Origin of the sequence: Arthrobacter sp. RCC_34 (assembly GCF_041360795.1) — a bacterium.
Taxonomy (GTDB): domain Bacteria; phylum Actinomycetota; class Actinomycetes; order Actinomycetales; family Micrococcaceae; genus Arthrobacter_E.
Window position 1 is genome coordinate 140,648 of record NZ_JBFUPW010000002.1, and the last position, 17,484, is coordinate 158,131.

General features: G+C 65.4%; 22 protein-coding genes, 1 tRNA gene and 1 pseudogene. 10 read left to right on the forward strand and 14 right to left on the reverse strand.

Features of this window, described 5'->3' with window-relative positions; all coding sequences use genetic code 11:
* Nucleotide 1: 1 nt before the first annotated feature.
* A complete protein-coding gene (locus AB6732_RS09445; RefSeq protein ID WP_370959733.1) occupies nucleotides 2–1,120 on the reverse strand; it encodes a serine hydrolase domain-containing protein in 1,119 nt (372 codons plus the stop codon).
* 214 nt (nucleotides 1,121–1,334) lie between these two features.
* Between AB6732_RS09445 and AB6732_RS09450 the strand changes: the two genes are divergently transcribed.
* Entirely contained in the window at nucleotides 1,335–1,544 is a 210-nt protein-coding gene (locus AB6732_RS09450) for a stress protein (protein ID WP_370959734.1), read from the forward strand.
* Between the two features lie 119 nt (nucleotides 1,545–1,663).
* The gene (locus AB6732_RS09455) at nucleotides 1,664–2,170 is read left to right on the forward strand and encodes an SRPBCC family protein (RefSeq protein ID WP_370959735.1); all 507 of its coding nucleotides are present in this window, start codon (nucleotides 1,664–1,666) and stop codon (nucleotides 2,168–2,170) included.
* Between the two features lie 3 nt (nucleotides 2,171–2,173).
* On the opposite strand, the gene AB6732_RS09460 is transcribed toward AB6732_RS09455, so the two are convergent.
* Nucleotides 2,174–2,650 carry a MarR family winged helix-turn-helix transcriptional regulator gene (locus tag AB6732_RS09460; protein WP_370959736.1) on the reverse strand — a complete coding sequence of 159 codons (477 nt, stop codon included), beginning with the start codon at nucleotides 2,648–2,650 and terminating at the stop codon, nucleotides 2,174–2,176.
* A gap of 203 nt (nucleotides 2,651–2,853) precedes the next feature.
* On the opposite strand from AB6732_RS09460, the gene AB6732_RS09465 reads away from it, so the two are divergent.
* Nucleotides 2,854–3,747, forward strand: coding sequence for an SDR family oxidoreductase (locus AB6732_RS09465; RefSeq protein WP_370959737.1), 894 nt, complete (start codon nucleotides 2,854–2,856; stop codon nucleotides 3,745–3,747).
* Between the two features lie 36 nt (nucleotides 3,748–3,783).
* Entirely contained in the window at nucleotides 3,784–4,308 is a 525-nt protein-coding gene (locus AB6732_RS09470; protein ID WP_370959738.1) for a DUF6328 family protein, read from the forward strand.
* A gap of 109 nt (nucleotides 4,309–4,417) precedes the next feature.
* Here the strand turns inward: AB6732_RS09470 and AB6732_RS09475 are convergent, their stop codons facing one another.
* Together AB6732_RS09475 and AB6732_RS09480 are read right to left on the reverse strand one after the other, a co-directional pair.
* A complete protein-coding gene (locus tag AB6732_RS09475) occupies nucleotides 4,418–4,684 on the reverse strand; it encodes a Rho termination factor N-terminal domain-containing protein (protein WP_370959739.1) in 267 nt (88 codons plus the stop codon).
* A 69-nt stretch (nucleotides 4,685–4,753) separates the two neighbouring features.
* Nucleotides 4,754–4,903 (reverse strand): hypothetical protein, encoded by a 150-nt coding sequence (locus AB6732_RS09480; protein ID WP_370959740.1) that lies wholly within the window; start codon nucleotides 4,901–4,903, stop codon nucleotides 4,754–4,756.
* A 170-nt stretch (nucleotides 4,904–5,073) separates the two neighbouring features.
* Between AB6732_RS09480 and AB6732_RS09485 the strand changes: the two genes are divergently transcribed.
* The 3 genes from AB6732_RS09485 to AB6732_RS09495 all read left to right on the forward strand — a co-directional run bounded on the left by AB6732_RS09485 (nucleotide 5,074) and on the right by AB6732_RS09495 (nucleotide 6,665).
* Complete coding sequence (locus tag AB6732_RS09485) at nucleotides 5,074–5,538, forward strand: Dps family protein (protein ID WP_370959741.1); 465 nt, start codon at nucleotides 5,074–5,076, stop codon at nucleotides 5,536–5,538.
* Between the two features lie 98 nt (nucleotides 5,539–5,636).
* A complete protein-coding gene (locus AB6732_RS09490; protein ID WP_370959742.1) occupies nucleotides 5,637–5,933 on the forward strand; it encodes a hypothetical protein in 297 nt (98 codons plus the stop codon).
* Between the two features lie 90 nt (nucleotides 5,934–6,023).
* Nucleotides 6,024–6,665, forward strand: coding sequence for an SRPBCC family protein (locus AB6732_RS09495; RefSeq protein WP_370959743.1), 642 nt, complete (start codon nucleotides 6,024–6,026; stop codon nucleotides 6,663–6,665).
* Between the two features lie 151 nt (nucleotides 6,666–6,816).
* On the opposite strand, the gene AB6732_RS09500 is transcribed toward AB6732_RS09495, so the two are convergent.
* From AB6732_RS09500 to AB6732_RS09515, 4 genes are all read right to left on the reverse strand, one after another.
* Nucleotides 6,817–8,502 carry an MDR family MFS transporter gene (locus tag AB6732_RS09500; RefSeq protein WP_370959744.1) on the reverse strand — a complete coding sequence of 562 codons (1,686 nt, stop codon included), beginning with the start codon at nucleotides 8,500–8,502 and terminating at the stop codon, nucleotides 6,817–6,819.
* Nucleotides 8,499–9,191, reverse strand: coding sequence for a TetR/AcrR family transcriptional regulator (locus tag AB6732_RS09505; protein WP_370959745.1), 693 nt, complete (start codon nucleotides 9,189–9,191; stop codon nucleotides 8,499–8,501). Before AB6732_RS09505 ends, AB6732_RS09500 begins: the two co-directional genes overlap by 4 nt.
* 232 nt (nucleotides 9,192–9,423) lie before the next feature.
* On the reverse strand, nucleotides 9,424–9,774 hold the full coding sequence (locus AB6732_RS09510) for a VOC family protein (RefSeq protein WP_370959746.1): 351 nt from the start codon (nucleotides 9,772–9,774) through the stop codon (nucleotides 9,424–9,426).
* Nucleotides 9,775–9,823: 49 nt separating this feature from the next.
* Nucleotides 9,824–10,558 carry a S9 family peptidase gene (locus tag AB6732_RS09515; protein ID WP_307496388.1) on the reverse strand — a complete coding sequence of 245 codons (735 nt, stop codon included), beginning with the start codon at nucleotides 10,556–10,558 and terminating at the stop codon, nucleotides 9,824–9,826.
* A gap of 1,145 nt (nucleotides 10,559–11,703) precedes the next feature.
* Between AB6732_RS09515 and AB6732_RS09520 the strand changes: the two genes are divergently transcribed.
* Complete coding sequence (locus AB6732_RS09520) at nucleotides 11,704–11,814, forward strand: hypothetical protein (protein ID WP_370960111.1); 111 nt, start codon at nucleotides 11,704–11,706, stop codon at nucleotides 11,812–11,814.
* Nucleotides 11,804–12,736, forward strand: a complete 933-nt coding sequence (locus tag AB6732_RS09525; RefSeq protein ID WP_370959747.1) for a diacylglycerol kinase family protein — start codon at nucleotides 11,804–11,806, stop codon at nucleotides 12,734–12,736. Before AB6732_RS09520 ends, AB6732_RS09525 begins: the two co-directional genes overlap by 11 nt.
* Before the next feature lie 11 nt (nucleotides 12,737–12,747).
* Here the strand turns inward: AB6732_RS09525 and AB6732_RS09530 are convergent, their stop codons facing one another.
* Nucleotides 12,748–13,173 carry a pyridoxamine 5'-phosphate oxidase family protein gene (locus AB6732_RS09530; protein ID WP_370959748.1) on the reverse strand — a complete coding sequence of 142 codons (426 nt, stop codon included), beginning with the start codon at nucleotides 13,171–13,173 and terminating at the stop codon, nucleotides 12,748–12,750.
* Nucleotides 13,174–13,479: 306 nt separating this feature from the next.
* Between AB6732_RS09530 and AB6732_RS09535 the strand changes: the two genes are divergently transcribed.
* Entirely contained in the window at nucleotides 13,480–14,037 is a 558-nt protein-coding gene (locus tag AB6732_RS09535; RefSeq protein ID WP_370959749.1) for a hypothetical protein, read from the forward strand.
* A gap of 76 nt (nucleotides 14,038–14,113) precedes the next feature.
* Here the strand turns inward: AB6732_RS09535 and AB6732_RS09540 are convergent, their stop codons facing one another.
* From AB6732_RS09540 to AB6732_RS09560, 5 genes and pseudogenes are all read right to left on the reverse strand, one after another.
* A complete protein-coding gene (locus AB6732_RS09540; RefSeq protein WP_370959750.1) occupies nucleotides 14,114–14,383 on the reverse strand; it encodes a hypothetical protein in 270 nt (89 codons plus the stop codon).
* A gap of 37 nt (nucleotides 14,384–14,420) precedes the next feature.
* A tRNA-Ile gene (locus AB6732_RS09545) sits at nucleotides 14,421–14,494 on the reverse strand.
* A 105-nt stretch (nucleotides 14,495–14,599) separates the two neighbouring features.
* Nucleotides 14,600–15,796 carry a glycosyltransferase gene (locus tag AB6732_RS09550; protein ID WP_307496385.1) on the reverse strand — a complete coding sequence of 399 codons (1,197 nt, stop codon included), beginning with the start codon at nucleotides 15,794–15,796 and terminating at the stop codon, nucleotides 14,600–14,602.
* 42 nt (nucleotides 15,797–15,838) lie between these two features.
* Nucleotides 15,839–16,747 (reverse strand): DMT family transporter, encoded by a 909-nt coding sequence (locus AB6732_RS09555; RefSeq protein ID WP_307496384.1) that lies wholly within the window; start codon nucleotides 16,745–16,747, stop codon nucleotides 15,839–15,841.
* Between the two features lie 125 nt (nucleotides 16,748–16,872).
* Nucleotides 16,873–17,466, reverse strand: a pseudogene (locus AB6732_RS09560) (CDP-alcohol phosphatidyltransferase family protein); the annotation flags it as partial.
* Between the last annotated feature and the right edge of the window lie 18 nt (nucleotides 17,467–17,484).

A 17,484-nucleotide genomic window follows, 5' to 3' on the forward strand; every position in this document is an offset into this window, starting at 1 on the left:
GTCAGAGGTCTCCGGCCAGCTCCATGAGCTTCTGACGGAAAGCGGCGAACCGCTCGTCCGCGCCCCGTTGCGGGTGCACCCGGTTGCTCAGCAGGACGGCGCTCCGACGCCCTTCCGGCACGAATCCGAAGGCCGTTCCCGTGTACCCGCCATGACCGGCCGGAGTCCGCGCACTCGTCGGCGCCAATGCGCGGAGCCACGGTTCGCCCACGCGGAGCCCGACCGCCTGTTCGTACTCTCCGGAGACCGGTCCGGACACGGGCGTCGTCATGAGGTCGACAGCGCTCGGACTCAGCACCTCGACACCCTCATGGGTCCCGCCGATCCGCAGCATCTCGGCGAAGGCCAGAAGGTCCCCGGCCGTGCCGAACAGACCCGCGTTGCCGCTCACCCCGCCGAGGGCCCAGGCCGTCTCGTCGTGGACTTCACCGTGCACCAGACCCCTGCCCGGCTGAATCTCGGTCGCCGCGATTCCTTCCAGCCGAGAGGAAGGCCGGTAGCCGGTGCGCGCGAGGCCCAACGGGCGCAGGATCCGCTCCCCCAGAAGCTCATCGAGCCGTCGGCCCGTCATGGCTTCCAGGCAGAGGCCCAGCCAGATGAATCCCACGCACGAGTAGGCATGACCGGCTCCGGCGGGACCGGTGGGCAGCACGGTGCGGAACCGTTCCCAGGCGTCAGGTCCCGGCGCGTTGTCCCCCCACTCGCCCGGCAGACCGGAGCGGTGCGTCAGGAGGTCGAGAAGGGTCACCGCGGGCAGTTCCCGGTACTCGGGCAGCCATTCGCTCACGGGGATGCGCAGGCCTTCCAGCCCGGACTCCAGGTAGCCACGGTCCCTGAACTCCGCGAGTGCCGTGGCGGTGACGAATGACTTCGTGATCGACGCCAGGTCGAACAGCGTGTCCACCGTGACCGGCGCTCCGCTTCGGCGTCTGCCGCTCTCGTCCACGTAGTCGGCCGTCAGCCCATGGGCTTCGCTCACGAGCCGCTCCCCCGCATCGCTCACCAAGACGACGACGGCGGAGAACAGCGGCGCCGATCCGTCACCTGGGTGCAGGGCGCCGAGCAGGTGGTCGCGGAGCGCCGTCGCCGCCGTCGCGCGGGAGGCCGGGTGTTCGTTCATGGTCGCATTCTCCCACCCGACCCCCAACCGGCCTCTCGGTGACTAGCCGCCGCGGGCCTACTTGCACGGCCGGCAGGGGTGAAAAACCGGCCCCACAGTGTACCGCTGCGACGCCTTGAACCACAGGGCTACCGTCGACCGCCGCGGGCCTGTTTGGCTGGAATCACGGCTGCGGTACGCGGCCACCGGCACAGTCATTCGAAAGGAGAACAGCATGGCTGACACGAAGAACCCAGGACAGTTCGGAAACCGCAAGGACACCGAGGAACAGGCCCGCCGCGGTGGCGAGGCCAGCACCGGCAAGTTCGGTTCAGAACACGGCGCCGATCCCCACGAAGCAGGACGCAAGGGTGCCGAAGCACAGCCCCACGAAGCCAAGGTCCGCGGCGGCCGAAACAGCCACCAGGGTGCCCGGAGCACCTGAGCAGAACGGCCGGAGTTCCGACCCGGCAGCGTCGGACTAGAAGGCCCGGGAGCTCAGATCATTCCGGACGGGCGGTTCGCAGAGACGCCCGTCGCAGAGAACACCAGGAGGCCAGCACCATGGCACAGATTCACGAGACCGTCGACGTCGAAGTCCCCCTCTGGACCGCGTACGACCAGTGGACGCAGTTCGAACTCTTCCCAGAGTTCATGGACCACGTCGCTCAGACGGAGCAGCTCGAGGACGATCTGGTCCGGTTCACGACCACGATCGGCGGTGTCCGGCGGACCTTCACCGCGCGGATCCAGGAACAGAGGCCGGACCGGGTGATCCGGTGGCAGGACACGGATCGTCCCGCGCACCACGGCGAGATCCGTTTCGAACCTGTCGGCCCGGACGCCACCCGGCTGGACGTCACCATCCTGTGGAACCCGGAGGACGTGGTGGAAGCGATCGGTTCATTCTTCAAGCTCGACCAGGTCAGCGTCCACCAGGATCTGGCGAACTTCAAGAAGTACATCGAGCAACGCCACCAAGCGAGCGGCGGGTGGCACGGAACGATCCCCTCGCCGAACGACGGTCCGCCTCCGGGGCAGCCCCGGCTGACGGACCCGCCGACGGTGTGAGGCTCAGGAGCGGAGGGCGTCAGTGACCGCTTGCAGGAAATCCTCGACGACGGCGAGTTCGTCCGGGTTGAAGGATCCGGCCGCAGTGAGCAGGGACGACACCTGCCGCTGGAGGCTGGACTCCAGCAGCACGCGTGCCGCCTGGGTGGTGTGGAGCACCAGGCCCCTGCGGTCCTTGGGGTCCGGTTCCCGGCGCAGGTACCCCGCATGCTCAAGCCGGTTGACGAGGGCGGTGGTGGAGGCCGAAGTGATGCCGAGGTGGTGCCCGAGGGCGCGAGGGCTGACCGCGCCTTCATCCGAGCCGTCGAGGACGAAGCGCAGTGCTGAGAGGTCGTTGCTCTTGATCTTCAGGTCCGCCATGAGGTTGGTCCGGGTTTCGGCCTCCACCACGACGAACTCCCTCAGCAAGTGGAGGGCGGACAGGACGCGGTCCTGCTCGCCTCCTTCAAGCCAGCTTCTGTTGATGAGTTCCAGTGCCATAGAACACCATTCCCCTTCCACTCTCTAACTACTAGACGATCTAGATACATCGCCCCCGCTTGCAAGTCTATGCCCCGCAAGCCAGGGTGAGCGGGCATTCTTTCCCGTTCCGCCGCCATCCGTCCCATCCGGGACGGCCGTGTCCCCCCGTTCGTCAGGACACGACGAACGATCATCCGCATTCCGCTTGGAGGAGTTGAACCATGAGTGACCAGTACACGTTCCGCGACCCCGTCACGCTGTTCCCGGAGGTGACTCCACCCATCCAGCACCAGGAGCCCCCCGGTCTCGAGGTCCTGATGACTCCGCAGCCGGATCTGGGGGACGATTACTACCGCGGTCTCGGCCGCCTGGAGGGCCGTAAAGCCCTCGTGACCGGCGGGGACTCCGGCATCGGCGCCGCCGTCGCCATCGCGTTCGCCCGGGAGGGGGCCGACGTCGCCATCTCCTATCTTCCTGAAGAAGAAGACGACGCGGCGAGGATCGCCGCACTCATCGAGAAGGCCGGCCGCAAGGCCCTCACACTGCCGGCCGACCTCACGGACCCCGACGCCCCCGCCGCCCTCGTCGCCGACGTGGTGGAGGGACTGGGCGGACTGGACATCCTGGTCAGCAACGCCGGCCGGCAGGTCGCCACCGCCCAGCTGAACGAGATCGAGGAAGAGCAGTTCGAGGAGACCTACCAGATCAACGTCTTCGCGATGATCCGCCTCATCCAGGCCGCGGTGCCCCACATGCCGCCCGGGTCGAGCATCGTGGCGAGCACGTCCATCCAGGCGTACAAGCCGTCCTCGGATCTGCTGGACTACGCCTCGACGAAGGCCGCGATCAATAATCTCACCAAGGGCCTGGCGCAGCAGCTGGCGCCGAAGGGCATCCGCGTCAACGCCGTGGCGCCCGGCCCGGTCTGGACGGCACTGCAGATCAGCGGCGGGCAGCTCAAGGAGAGCCTGCCCGAATTCGGCAAGGACACGGCGCTCGGCCGGGCAGGGCATCCGGCGGAGATGGCCCCGTGCTACGTGTTCCTGGCCTCCTCCGAGTCCAGCTATGTGGTGGGCGAGACGCTCAACGCGAACGGCGGCATTCCCAGCCCGTGAGACCGGCCGCGGCTGCGGCCTCAGAGGAGGTGTGAGTTGGAAGACAGCGACGACGACTACCAGCGCCGGGAGTCGGAGACCCATCGCCTGGACCGGCATTGGAATGAGCTCCTCCAGGAGCTCCGTGTCACGCAGACGGCCGCGCAGATCATCGGCGGCTTCCTCTTCACGCTGCCCTTTCAGCAGCGTTTCGCGTCCCTCGACTCGTTCGACAAGGCGCTGTATCTGGGGCTCGTCCTCCTGGCCGCGGCGACCACGATCATCACGCTCCTGCCGGTGGCCGTGCATCGCCGGGTGTTCCGGCGCCATCAGCGCGGGTCCCTCGTGGGACTGGCCGATCGCGCGAGCAAGACCGTGCTGGTCCTGCTCCCCTTGCTGGTGGCCGGCACGCTGACCTTCACGGTCGACGTCGTAGCCGGTAGGACCGCGGCGACGCTGTGCGCCGTGGCCGCGGTCGGCGTCCTGGCGATCCTCTTCGTGACGGTCGCGTTCATCGGACCGCGGGTGCACACCATCGTCGACGACGTGCAGGAGGAGGACGACCTGGAGAAGGGCCGCTGACGTTTCCTCCTGTGAACAGCAAGGAACTGCCCCGGGATTTCCGTCCCGGGGCCGTTCCGCCTGATCAGTTGCGGCTTGTCAGTTCCGCCTAGCTAGTGAGGTGCGAGGTTCATGAATTCCGGAGCGCGTCGATCAGTTCTGACTTGCGCTGATCCGAATACCCCTTCAACCCGATTTCCTTGGCCTTGGATTTGAGCTCCTTGACCGTCCAGTCCTCATAGTCGCCGGATTTTCCGCCTTTACGACCGACAGCACTACGGCCTTTCTTGGCCGCGGCATTGGATATTCTGGCTGCTTTGCTCTTGGAAGCCCCGTCCTCACGGAGTTCCTCATAGAGTTCCGGGTCCTTCAATGACGGATTCTTCTTGTCAGGCACGATTTCTCCTTCATGAAAGTTCATGAGTCACGGACAGCGCTCTCGGGGTCCGCGCCCGGGTCGTGCGCCTCAGCCGGCGTCGAATCGATCCGCTTCCGGCTCGTGTCGCTCGTCCAGATCGGTTCCGGAGCCGTCCGGAACCTCTTCCGCGTTGCGGCGATCCTGGTCCTTGTCAGGCGCGGCCCCGCCATTCTCGCGGTCCTGGGTCTGTTTCCCCACGTCATGCCCCTCGTCCTGAGGGCGGGGATCTCGGTCAGTTTCCTTCTCGTGGTGTCCCATGTTTCGAGCCTACGCCGATCCCTTGTTTTTTACTAGCTTGTCAAGCTATCGTTATTTCAGCTACGTTACCTTCCAACCGCCAGCCCGCACTTCAAGGGAGGGATCAGCGCATGAAGGCATCATCCGACCTTGCACGGCATGTGCAGGCAGTACTGGTCGACCTTATTGCCCTGGGAATTCAGGGCAAGCAAGCACATTGGAATGTGGTGGGTCCGAATTTCCGGGACCTCCATTTGCAACTCGACGAAATCGTCGCCGCCTCCCGGCTCCTCTCCGACCGGTTGGCCGAACGCCTGAGGGCTCTGCACGCTGAGCCCGACGGACGAACGCGCACCATCACGGAGACGAGCACGCTGAAAGAATCCCCTCCCGGCCTGGTGAGCACCGACGTAGTCGTGGCGGAAATCGGCGAGCGACTGCAAGCCGCGACCGCCACCGCTCGTGCCGTGCACGACGCGGTGGACTCCGAGGATCCCACGACAGCGGACCTCCTCCACGACGTCCTCGAAACTCTCGAACAGCTCCACTGGATGCTGACCGCGGAGCATCCGGAGCTGCGGAACAGCAGCGACTGAACCACGCCGGATCTCCGGCCACCCCTCTCGCGGCGCCAGCTCAGCCACCTCAAGGCATCCGGTTCCGCCGTTCCCGCACCACCAGTCAGGAGAACATCATGCGTCTTATCAGCCGGGACGAGCACATCGTCGACAACGTCGTCCAGTCCCAGTTCGAGATGTACCGCAATGGCACGGTCATCGGGGTCGCCCGCTACCAGATGCACGGAGACCGGATCGTGTTCATGCTCTGCCAGACCACCCCGGCCTGCTCACGCCTGGAGAGAAGGTCGTTCTATCTCGCCGCGGTCCGTGACGCCCACCACCGGCATCTGCGGATCGACATCACCTCCCGCTCCATGGCGGAGGAACTGCGCGTTCCGCGCGTCGAGCGGGAGCTGTCACTGACCGTCTGACCCCTTCACCCAAGCGCCCCGGCATGGCACGGCGAATCCCTCGTCGGCCGGGCGGAGCGCAGTTTCACACTTCTCAAGGAGATGATGCAGTTGGCACAGATTCAGGAAGAGATCGACGTCAGAGCCCCGTTATGGCTCAGCTACGAGCAGTGGGCCGAGTTCGAACTCTTCCCCCAGTTCATGAAGCATGTGGTGTCCGTCGAGCGGCAAGACGAGGCGCCCGCCCTCCTCACGGCCGAGGTCGACGGAAAGCCTCGCACGATCGAGACGACCATCGAGGAGCAGCGCCCCGACCGGTTGATCCGCTGGGACTGCAGCGACGGGCTCGAGAGCCACGGTCAGCTGCTCTTCGATTCCCTGGAGCCGGAACTCACGAGGATCACCGTGGACGTCATCTGGGATCCCCGCGAGCCGGCGGAACACACCGTCTCGCTGTTCCGCCTGGTGCCGACAAGTGTCCGCGAGGATCTGGAGCGGTTCCGGGACTTCGTCGAGAAGCGACACCAGGAGCGGAAGAAGGCCCGGGCTCACCAGGACGACGCGCATCCGCTGACCGGTCCCCTGCTGCTCAAGGAGACCCGGCGGGAACCGGCTCTCGTGGGAGAGGTCACCACGCGGCTCTCCGGCGACGACTTCCCGAAGGACCGCTCGGGGACGCTTCCCTACGGCGTGGGGTTCGCGTCACAGGACACCCCCGGAGAAGACCGCCCGCAGATGTCCATCGTGCTCTGAGCACCCTCCGGCCGCGGGTTGACGGCCATGGGCTGACGGCGGGTCGTCCCGAAACGGGGCACACCGGCCACGGGATACACGGAAGGGTGGCCGCACCTGAGGTGCGCCCACCCTTCTTCCGGGACGCGGGCTGCGCGTCACGCGCGGGACGTCAGCTGCGCGGAGAGGCGAGCTCGGCGTCGTCGTCCTTCTCGTGATCGGCCTCCACCAGCACAACCGGGGCGTCCGACGCCGGGGCACCGCTCAGGCGCTCGGCCTCCAGACGCTCCGCCTCTTCGCCGCCCACGGCCTCGCCGCGGGCGACCATGCCGGCCGTGTCGGACAGCGGGATCTGCTTGAGCGTGATGGCCAGCAGCAGCGCCACCGCGATGAACGGGATCAGGTACCAGAAGACCGGGGCCAGGGAGTCGGCGTAGGCGTTCACGATCGCGTCCCGGACCGCGGCCGGCAGCTGGGACAGCGTCTGCGGATCCAGCGTCTTGGTGGCCTGGGACGCCTGCTCGGTCGAGGCGCCGCCACCGGTGAACGCCTTGGTCAGCGAGTCGGCGAGACGGGTGGTGAACAGGGACCCGAACACGGCGACACCGAGGGAGGCGCCCACTTCGCGGAAGTAGTTGTTGGTGCTGGTGGCGGTGCCGATCAGTTCGGCCGGGACCGCGTTCTGCACCACCAGGACGATCACCTGCATGATGAGGCCGAGGCCGGCGCCGAAGATGAACAGCTGGATGCAGATGACCCAGATCGGGGTGGCGGCCGTCAGGGTGGTGAACCAGAGCATTGCCACGATCGTGAGCGCGGCACCGAGGATGGGGTACATCTTGTACTTGCCGGTCTTGGAGATGCGGATGCCGGAGAAGATCGAGGTGCCCATCAGGCCCACCATCATGGGCAGCATCAGCAGGCCGGAAACAGCCGCCGAGGTGCCGGAGGACATCTGGAGGAAGGTCGGCACGAAGGCGATGGCCGCGAACATGCCAAGGCCGAGCGTGAAGCCGATGGCCGTGGCGTTGATGAAGATCCGGTTCTTGAACAGGCTCAACGGGATGATCGGATCCTCGGCCTTGCGTTCCACGAGCACGAACAGGACGGCGGCCACGAGAAGCCCCGCGCCGAACAGCCACGTGGTGGGTGAGTCCCAGCCCTCGTCCTTCTTGCCGCCGAAGTCGGTGAAGAAGATGAGGCAGGCGGTGGCGGCCGAGAGCAGCAGCACACCCAGGATGTCGATGCGCTTCTCGGCCTTCTTGTTCGGCAGGGTCAGCGTGAACCAGGCGATGGCGAAGGCTGCGATTCCGATCGGGATGTTGATGTAGAAGGCCCACTCCCAAGTGAGGTGGTCCACGAAGAAGCCGCCCAGCAGCGGGCCGGCGACGGCGGAGAGGCCGAAGATGGCGCCCAGCGGGCCCATGTACTTGCCGCGTTCCTTGGCGGGCACGATGTCCGCGATGATCGCCTGCGAGAGGATCATGAGGCCACCGCCGCCCAGGCCCTGGATGGCGCGGAAGATCACGAACGACCAGAAGTCGGTGGCGAACGCGCAGCCGACGGACGCCGCGGTGAACAGGCCGATCGCGACCAGGAAGAGGTTGCGGCGGCCGAGGACGTCGCCGAACTTGCCGTAGATCGGCATGACGATGGTGGTCGCCAGGAGGTAGGCCGTGGTGATCCACGCCTGGTGCTCGACGCCTCCGAGCTTGCCGACGATGGTCGGCATCGCGGTGGAGACGATGGTCTGGTCGAGGCTGGACAGCAGCATCCCGGCGATCAGGGCCGAGAAGATGATCCAGATTCTTCGTTGGGTCAGCAGCAGGGGTTGCGCTGCCGTGGTGGTGGTGCTCATGGGCGGTCCTCGGGGGTGTCAGAAGAGGGGATGTCAGAAGAAGGGGTGTCGAAGGAGTCGGACGAGTGGTCGAAGAGGGCGCGGGCGGCGCGGAGGTTCCGGGCCAGCAGCTCGCGGTACGGAGTGGTGTTGTCCTCGGAGAAGAAGGTCTGGTTGGTCTTCTTGCAGACGGCGCTGAAGATGGCGACGGCCATGACGATCTCCGGGTGGTCCACCGGCAAGCCCTCGCGGGCGGCGACGAGCTCCGCGAACTGGCGTTCGCGGGCCTCCCCTTCCGCGGTCAGACGGCCGAGCAGCTGGGGCTCCGCGGCGATGGCCGCGATCAGCTGGCGGATCTCCGTCGGGCTGACGGTGGAACGGGTCACGACGTCGACGGTGAAGCGGAAGAGCGCCTCCAGCAGCGTGCCGGAGATCCTTCCCTCTTCACGCCGGGGGTTCGCGGCGAAGGTCTCGAGCGCGTCATGGGGCAGTTCATCCGAGAAGGCGCCGATCACGGCGTCCTCCTTGGTGTGAAAGTAGTTGAAGAACGTGCGACGGGAGATGCCTGCCTGCTCGCAGACCTCCTCCACGGTGAAACCGCTCAGGCCGTGGGCCGCCGTGAGGGACCGCGCGGCCGTGGTGATCGCCTGACGCGTCGCCGCGCGCTTGCGTTCGCGGAGCCCGCCCTCAATGTTTGCACTATTACTCACATAGTGTATTTTTGCACCATTAGTTGCCTGGTGCAATCTTTTGCCCCTGAGGTCCTCATCACACTCCCCCGCACCTTCCCTGAGAGCGACGACGGCGCCGCTCACCTCAGAGGTGAGCGGCGCCGTCGGGGGCTGTTCGGGATGCGGTGGCCGGGCTGGTCTGGCGGTGCTGCTCAGGCAGTGATGCTCAGTCGGTGGCAGTCAGTCGGCGTCGGTCATTTGACGCGGTTCACTAGGCTTGCCACAGCTCGATCCGGTTGCCCTCCGGGTCGATGACCCACGCGAAGCGGCCGACGCCCTCCATCTCCTGTACGTCGTCCACCACGTTCGCGTCCTTGTCCCGGAGCTGAGCGAGCATGGAGTCCAGATCCCTGACCCGGAAGTTGAACATCACCTGCTGGGTCTGGGATCCGAAATAGTCGGTGTCGGCAGGGAAGGCGGCGAAGACCGTGGGGCCGGCTTCTTGCTGCCAGAGGCCGTGCTGGTCGAGGTCCAGTCCGAGGACGTCCCGGTACCAGGCGGTCAGAGTCTCGGGGTCGGCCGATCGCACGAAGTGCCCGCCGATACCTGTCACGCGTTCCATGAGGACAGCATGGCATGGCGACGGGGCGGGGTACAGGGTCAGCCGGGTGTCACCGTAGCTGGTGGCCGAGGATCGCGTGAATCGCGTCGACGCTGACCTGATAAGCCTCGGAGCCGGGCCGGATGATGGCGAGATGATCGCCTTCGACCTGGATCAGCCGGGCGTCGGCTCCGGCCTCCTGCGCCGCAGTGACGTACTGCTGCGACAACGAGAAGGGCACGATCTTGTCGAGGCCCGGGTGCAGCGCGATGAGCGGCACGCTCAAGGGGATGTTCTTGAGCGGGTCCGCCTGCTCGTACACCGCGGGGTTCTCCTCGGGCGTGGCACCGAGGAAGTTCACGGTGGCCCCGTCCCCGATGCCGAGTCGCGCGCTCTCGGTGAGCGCCAGAGGACCTGCCTGGCTGACCACCCCCGCGACCCCGACCTGACCTGCGGCCCAGGCGGCGAGCTGGCCGCCCGCGGAGTGGCCCAGCAGCACGATGGGAAGCCCGCTCACCGCGGTGTCCTGCAGGGCGCGGATTCCGGCGACGATGTCTTCACCCGTCGCGGGCCACCCGCCGTCGCCCGCCCCCTCGGAGTCACTGACGCGGCGGTACTCCAGGTTGAGGACGGCGAAGCCGCGGGCCGCCAGATCCTCGGACTCGTCGACGGTGTCCTCCGCCGTGTGCCGCTCCCGCCAGAAGCCGCCGTGGATCGCGACCACGACGCCGCGCGCCGTCCCCTCCGGAAGATAGAGGTCACCCCACTGGTCTTTCCCCGGCCCGTACTGAATTCTCTCCGGCATGTCGGATCCCTCTCGTGGCAGTTCGGTGGACCGGAAACCGGCCGGGCCGCGCGTGATCGCGACGGCTTGGGGCGATGGTAAGGCGGGCGCTTGTCACAGGGCGAGTCGAACGGGGCTGCAGCGACGTGCCGAAGTTCCCGAATTGGCTCATCGATAAGCATCTAAAAACCGGCGTGGCACGAGCCGTACCATAAGCTGCCAAACTCACCACGGGAGGTGGGTCTTCCGAGACGTCGTCGTCCGTGGATCCGCCGTCGAAAACAACGACCTCAAACGTGTGGCACCTCCCGAACTGCTCGACCAAATAGCTGGCAACGTCTTGGCCCTCCGTCTCGGGGACCGCGCGTTCGCCGAGGAGGTTTACGCGGATGTACGCGACCAAGCCCTCCGCGCACCTCAACGGTGGCATGACGTCGATGTCCAGATCCGCCTCTCCTCATCGTCACCGCACGATGGGGTTACACGTTCATTCCATCTCACGCGACCCAACGCTTCGCCTGTGTGTCAGATAAGGACGAGTTCCGAGAACTTGTCCCCGACATTCCGGCGACGACCACATGGTTCATGACACCACCATCAGAACTCGATGCCTCGGCCCAAGAATCTGTGGACGCTGAATTCGGAGCTGCCGAGCCATCAGACACCCCAAAGGAAATCCGGGATGCCTGCGAATGACCCGAACGTTCGAATGGCCCACGGCTCTGCACCTCGCGCGCCATCATCACTCCTAGAACTCAGTTCTACCTCTCAGGGCCCGGCCGGCGTAGCCTGGAGTTAGAGGCCGGGACGTGCCTGGCATAGGGCCGTTGAGTCGGCTTCGGAGCCGACTTGGGAGGAAGACCGGCCTGAGAGAAGGGAGGCCCGAGATGGTCTCTAATCCAGATCCCCGAGACGCGTTCGAACAGAACCCGCCGTCTGCGCCGAGCGTGGACGCAGTGGTGCCGCCCAACCCTCAGACGAAGGGGACACAAGCAGATCCGTCAAAGGTTCGTCGTGCCGAGTCCGGAGTGACGCGGGCAGGTTTGGTGTGGGTCGCGGTAGTTATTGGCTTGATTTTGCTGGTCTTGATGATCATTATCATCCTTCAGAATCAACAACCCGTGCGGGTCTTTTTCCTTGGACTGGACGGCACTATTGCGTTAGGCATGGCCTTGCTTGTCGCGGCTGTGGGTGGGGGCCTCTTCGTCGCTGCGGCCGGGGTTGCGCGCGTCGTGCAGCTGCGCATGCGTGCTTATCGGACTCGGCATGGCTCCTGAGGGGTCAGCCTCTGCTCGAGACCCAAGCACGGAAGGAGGCCCGCCGTTCAGCAGGGTTGTGTTGATCTTCAATCCTGCAGCGGGAAAGACCCCAGCCATGGCGGCCGAACGAATGCGGCTTGCTTTGAGGACCCGGGTTCCTGATCTTCCAGTGCGCTTGGAACCGACAGCTTACGCCGGTCACGCCCGGATCCTGTCTCGGGCTGCCCTTGACCAAGGGAGGGGCACGCCCTTGCTGATCTCCGTAAGCGGGGACGGCGGGTACAGCGATGTGGTGAATGGGGTCATGGAGAACGGTGGAAGGGCCGTATGCGCAGTCGTGGGGGCAGGGAACGCCAACGATCATCGTCGAAGTACGCGAACCGAACCGTTGGTCGACGCAATCGAACGTGGTCAAGTGCGCCGTATCGATCTGTTGAGGATCAGCGTGGGGGAAGGCGGCGGGCAGTGGACGCGGTGGGCGCATTCCTACATCGGTTTCGGCCTGACCCCACGTATGGCAATCGGTATCGAGCGAGGAGTCAAAGGCCGATTCAGCGAACTTGTGTCTGTTGCGCGGGTGCTGCGGACTCTGGCACCCATTGAAATCATCCGCGAGAACGGGTCGTACGCGACGCTGGACAGCCTGCTTCTGGCGAATATCACCGGCGTCGCGAAGTACGGGAAGATCGCCTCGGCCAGTGAACCGGACGACGGCAAGTTTGAGGTGCTGGTGCTTCCACACGCTGCCAAGTGGCGGATCGCACTTATGGCACTGCGGGCGGTGACTATCGGCCTGGACCCGCAAGAAAGCGTCCAGAGATTCAGTTTCATGAGCTCGCGGACCATTCCGATTCAAGTCGATGGGGAGGTCCTGAAGCTCCAGGCGGGTCAGCAGGTGGTAGTGGAGTCAATCCCTCTCTCGCTGACGACGCTTGGCTGAGCGTCCGGTGTTTATTGCCAGGTTTCTGGTCCTCGAGCGGAGCGACGGCCGCAGATGGTGTGTGGTGTGATCTGGACGTAGAGGTACTTCACCGTGGGAATCCAAGATGGCAGGGGTAGCCTTCGTGCGGCCTCGATATGGTCGGTATCTTGGATCGTTCGGGCGGTTCCCTTCACGATCACGCTCCACGCTGTCTCGGCGTCGTAGCCGTCAGCTTCCAATGCCACGTTCCGATTGATCGTCAAATGCACGAGTTTGCTGCCCTGCGCCGTTATGAAGATCACCGTCCGGTCATGGACGAAGTAGTTGATCGGGAAGATCTCGGGCACATCCCCCACGCTGACGGCCAGCCGACCCAGTTCTGAAGCGGCTAACAACGCCCACGAATCGCTCGGCTCTAAGTCTTCGATTGGGTGGTCCTGGTCTAGCGCCATCATGTCCCCGCTCCGCACCCGTCAGGGGCATCCCCTAGTGCTTGTCGTCCTCGATGAATGCCGTACCGACAGCTCCTGTCCTATTCTCCTCCCTAAAAACTGAAATCCGTGAGAAACCGAGGCTGAGCCCGCGCGATGACTCCTCGGAGGCGTAGACTTAAAGTATGTCGGGACGTCGCGACCGAGTACCAGAAGACGCACCCCCGAAGACTCAGCCAAGAACGTCCCCGGACCTCACCGAGCAGGACACCACCATGGTTCCTCGTAACGATGAAGACGCGGCGGAAGGCTGGGACAACGAGGGCGGGCATGATCGCGCTCACCTCGCAGAGGAATAGCGCTCGATCGAGCGCACCCATAGCCGCCACCCACTTTGTGGAATCGACAGCGCATCGATACGAAACGGCGGAACCCGTCATGACCACGACAACACCCACCGAACCTCTCGCCCTCACGGGCGTCTTGGCTTCGGCTCTTCCACCCGAACTCGGAACCGCTCAAGCTCCGGCACGATACACGGTGCCGGCAGTCTTCACTCGCCGACCCGAGATCCGGGAAATCTATTTGCTCCGCGGGGATGATGTCCGACAGAGGCTCAGCGAAGCCGGTTATCCCGCGGTGGAGTTGCACGTCGAGGATCGGCGGCTGCTGATCACCAACACCAACCTCGAAGAGCTCAAACATGGACTCGCCGGCCTCATCGGTGTGATCCTCTCGCAGATCTCGGCCGAGGTCCTTCAAGAGTGGACGACACGGACTGAAGGACTGGCTTCCCGGGCTCATGAAGAAGAGCTCCGACTGAGCGAAGTGAAGTCCGCTGCCGCCGAAATCGTCTTCACCATCAACGAAGGATCCACCCTGCGGTGAAGCGGAGCGAGCTCAACGAGTCGGTTGCATGGCCGGATTTTGGCCTCCATTCTGGCGCGATACCAGCCACGATGGGTCAATACGGCAGGGACACCCCTGGGGCAGCCAGCTCTGAAGAACGAGCGGCGACGCTCGTTGGCATTCTGCCCGTTACCATCTCGAACGGGCGATCATCCAGAACACCTGCGGCGAATACTCGATTGCCCGGCTTCACCGCAGGCTTGCCGAGCAGGGCCTGATGACACCAACGGCCCAAATTCAGGCCCTTCGCCTCTCGGACATCGTCCAAAAACAAAATCATCCCCGTCAGAACGACGGGGATGACCTTGAAACCGCTGATCCCCAAAGTTCTTGGTTCACTGGTTTGTCTAAATACAACGCGGTAGGGGCACTGGGACTTGAACCCAGGACCAAGGGATTATGAGTCCCCTGCTCTAACCGGCTGAGCTATACCCCCTCAAGGTGCCGCCACGAGGTCGCAGACCCCGAAACGGCACCCGGACAGTCTACCCGGCGGCCGCCGTCGTACCTGTCATGGAGACGCCCCGAAGGGCGCGAAGTCTCAGACCTGGAGGTCCTCGTACGCAGCGCCGCGGTAGATGTCCTCGAAGGTCTTCAGCGTGTTCTCCAAGCTGTGCTTCTGGACCATCTCGTGGCTGGCGTCACCCATGGCCTTGCGGGCCTCCTCCGGCTGGTCCAGGACCAGCCGGATCTTCTCGGTCAGGTCGACCACGTTGTTCGGTTCGAACAGGTAGCCGTTGACGCCGTCGTCGGCCAGGTGCGGCAGCGCCATGGCGTTGGCCAGCACGACGGGCGTGGATGCGCTCATGGCCTCCAGCGTCACGAGGGATTGCAGCTCCGCCGTGCCCGGCATGCAGAACAGGTCGGCACGGATGTAGGCGCGGCGCAGCTCATCGTCGGGCGCGAGGCCCAGGAACCGGACGCGGTCCCCCAGACCCAGGGAGGCCACGAGCTGCTCCAGAGCAGGACGGACCTCGCCGCCGCCCACGATCTCGAGGTGGACGTTCAGCTCCTTCGGGAGCCGGGCGATCGCCTTGATCAGGACGTCGATGTTCTTCTCTTCGGCCAGACGGCCGGCGAACAGGATGGTCGGGTATGGGTTCTTCTCCACCACTTCACCGGGCTGCAGCTCGTACGCCGGGGTGTCGATGCCGTTGGAGAGCGGCAGCACCTGGTGCAGGAAGGCGTGCTGGTGCATGGCGCGGGCGGCGAGAGGCGTCGGGGTGGTGACGACGTCGGCCTGACCCATGACCTTGCCCATGTCCTTCCAGGAGATGCGGCCGACGATGTCCTTGAACCACTGCGGGAACGGCAGGAACGGGTTCAGGTTCTCCGGCATGAAGTGGTTGGTGGCCACCACACGGATGCCGCGCTTCACGGCTTCGTACAGCACGTGCTCGCCGATCATGTAGTGGCTCTGGATGTGGACCACGTCCGGCTGCACCTTGTCGAAGAGGAGTGCGATCTCCTTCTTGATCTCCCACGGGAAGGTGATGCGGAATGAATCGTGCGTGGGCACCGCGTGGGAGCGGATCCGGTGCACCGTGCCCTCCGGCCGGAATTCGGTGTAGCTCTTGCCCTTGTCAGGGCGGGCGGCCAGGACGTGCACCCTGTGCCCACGAGCGGTCATGCCCTTGGCCAGACGGTAGCCGAACTGCGCGGCCCCGTTCACATGCGGCGGATAGGTGTCCGCGGCGATCAGAATGGTCAGGGGCTTACTGCCGTCGGTGGACGTCATGGGTGAGGTTCTCCTGGCGTTGGTGGGTCGCGGGCTGTGGCCCTAGGCCGATTTACCGGCCGATTTCCGTGCAGCTTCCTTCTTGCGCTTGGTCACCTCGGGATGGTGACGGGACAAGGCGATCACCCCAACGATAGCAAGGCATGCCGCTGCGATCATGGATATCCCGATCACCGGCTGCACATCGGGACGCAGCTCACCGAGGATGGTGACGCCGATCGCAATGCCCACGATCGGGTCGATCACGGTCAGGCCCGCGATGACCAGATCTGGCGGGCCTCCGGAGTAGGCACTCTGCACGAACCACGAGCCGAGGCCACCCGCGGCGGCGATCGCCACGACCGTGTACCACGGCACATTGAGCAGGAACTGGCCGTTCGGGTCCAGCAGGTGGCGGCCGATGATGCGGGTCAGAACCGCCACGAAACCGAACAGCACCCCGGCGCCGAGAATGTAGACGAAAGCGTTCAGACGGTGACGGAAGCCCACCGCCAGGGAGCCGAAGACTCCCACCGCCAGGACCAGCAGCAGCACCACGGCCAGTTCATCCGACGCCGCCACATGGTGGTTCTCCTGCGTGGCATTCACCGCCAGCAGCACGAAGAGCGCGGAACCAGTGACACAGGCTGAGATCGCCACCACGGTGGCGCGGTTGATCTTGAGGCCCTGGTCCTTGGAGTTCACGATCGTGGTGATCACCAGCGCGATCGCGCCGATCGGCTGGATCACGGTGAGCGGCGCCGAGATCAGCGCGATGCAGTTCATGATCATGCCGCCGGCAAGGAGCGCGAGGCCCAGGAGCCAGCGGGGGTTGCGCAGCAGACGGACGAAGCTGCTGGAGCCGAGGGCCAGACCACCGGTGTCCGCCTTGACGGCGCTCCCCTGCCGCTGGGCGCCGATCGCCAGGCAGAACGCGCCGAGGATCGCCAGGATGACAGCGAACCAGATCACCGGTCCTCACCGTCCTTCTCCCCCGTCTCAGGGCGCCCGACGACGCCGTTCCGCCCGCCGTCGTCAACGCCGGTTGCCGTGGTGCTCGGGTCCGTCCCCTCCCGGTGGCCGGCGACGCGCGCCTCCCGCACGGGACGGCCCTTGCGGATGATCGCGGCGAAGTAGCCCGTGGCCGCGATCCAGTGACCCACCAGCCCGAGGCCGAGGAGCACCCACGCCGTGATGGCCAGGGGCCGCCCGCCGGCGAACTCGGACAGCACGAGCAGCGGGGTTCCGAGGAGGAGCAGCGCCGTCCGGACCTTGCCCACGACGCTGACGGGAAGATCGGGGTGGCTGCGGAAATACAGCAGGGACGCCGTGCCGAGGATCAGATCCGGGACCAGCAGGGCGGCCAGGTACCACCACGTCACCACTCCGGCCAGGACCAGGGTCACGGCCACGGCGATCAGCGCGAGCCGGTCGGCGGCGGGATCGAGGATGCGGCCGAGCTTGGAGGTCTGGTCGAAGCGACGGGCCACATAGCCGTCCACCCAGTCGGTGGACCCCATGACGGCCAGGACGGCGACGGCCCAGCCGTACTCGTGGACACCCAGGACGAGCCACATGAACAGCGGGACGCCGAGGAACCGGATCACCGTGAGGGCGTTGGGCACCGTGAGGATGCGGTCATGGTCGACTTGCGGCACGCCAGGGCGTGCGCCAGCGCCGATGAGCTTCATCCTCCCCCTTCCTCCGTG

Coding starts and splice junctions, on each gene's coding strand:
- AB6732_RS09445 (WP_370959733.1), bottom strand. CDS start 1,120: ATGAACGAACACCCGGCCTCCCGCGCGACGGCGGCGACGGCGCTCCGC.
- AB6732_RS09450 (WP_370959734.1), top strand. CDS start 1,335: ATGGCTGACACGAAGAACCCAGGACAGTTCGGAAACCGCAAGGACACC.
- AB6732_RS09455 (WP_370959735.1), top strand. CDS start 1,664: ATGGCACAGATTCACGAGACCGTCGACGTCGAAGTCCCCCTCTGGACC.
- AB6732_RS09460 (WP_370959736.1), bottom strand. CDS start 2,650: ATGGCACTGGAACTCATCAACAGAAGCTGGCTTGAAGGAGGCGAGCAG.
- AB6732_RS09465 (WP_370959737.1), top strand. CDS start 2,854: ATGAGTGACCAGTACACGTTCCGCGACCCCGTCACGCTGTTCCCGGAG.
- AB6732_RS09485 (WP_370959741.1), top strand. CDS start 5,074: ATGAAGGCATCATCCGACCTTGCACGGCATGTGCAGGCAGTACTGGTC.
- AB6732_RS09490 (WP_370959742.1), top strand. CDS start 5,637: ATGCGTCTTATCAGCCGGGACGAGCACATCGTCGACAACGTCGTCCAG.
- AB6732_RS09500 (WP_370959744.1), bottom strand. CDS start 8,502: ATGAGCACCACCACCACGGCAGCGCAACCCCTGCTGCTGACCCAACGA.
- AB6732_RS09510 (WP_370959746.1), bottom strand. CDS start 9,774: ATGGAACGCGTGACAGGTATCGGCGGGCACTTCGTGCGATCGGCCGAC.
- AB6732_RS09515 (WP_307496388.1), bottom strand. CDS start 10,558: ATGCCGGAGAGAATTCAGTACGGGCCGGGGAAAGACCAGTGGGGTGAC.
- AB6732_RS09520 (WP_370960111.1), top strand. CDS start 11,704: ATGGCCTTGCTTGTCGCGGCTGTGGGTGGGGGCCTCTTCGTCGCTGCG.
- AB6732_RS09525 (WP_370959747.1), top strand. CDS start 11,804: ATGGCTCCTGAGGGGTCAGCCTCTGCTCGAGACCCAAGCACGGAAGGA.
- AB6732_RS09530 (WP_370959748.1), bottom strand. CDS start 13,173: ATGATGGCGCTAGACCAGGACCACCCAATCGAAGACTTAGAGCCGAGC.
- AB6732_RS09535 (WP_370959749.1), top strand. CDS start 13,480: ATGATCGCGCTCACCTCGCAGAGGAATAGCGCTCGATCGAGCGCACCC.
- AB6732_RS09550 (WP_307496385.1), bottom strand. CDS start 15,796: ATGACGTCCACCGACGGCAGTAAGCCCCTGACCATTCTGATCGCCGCG.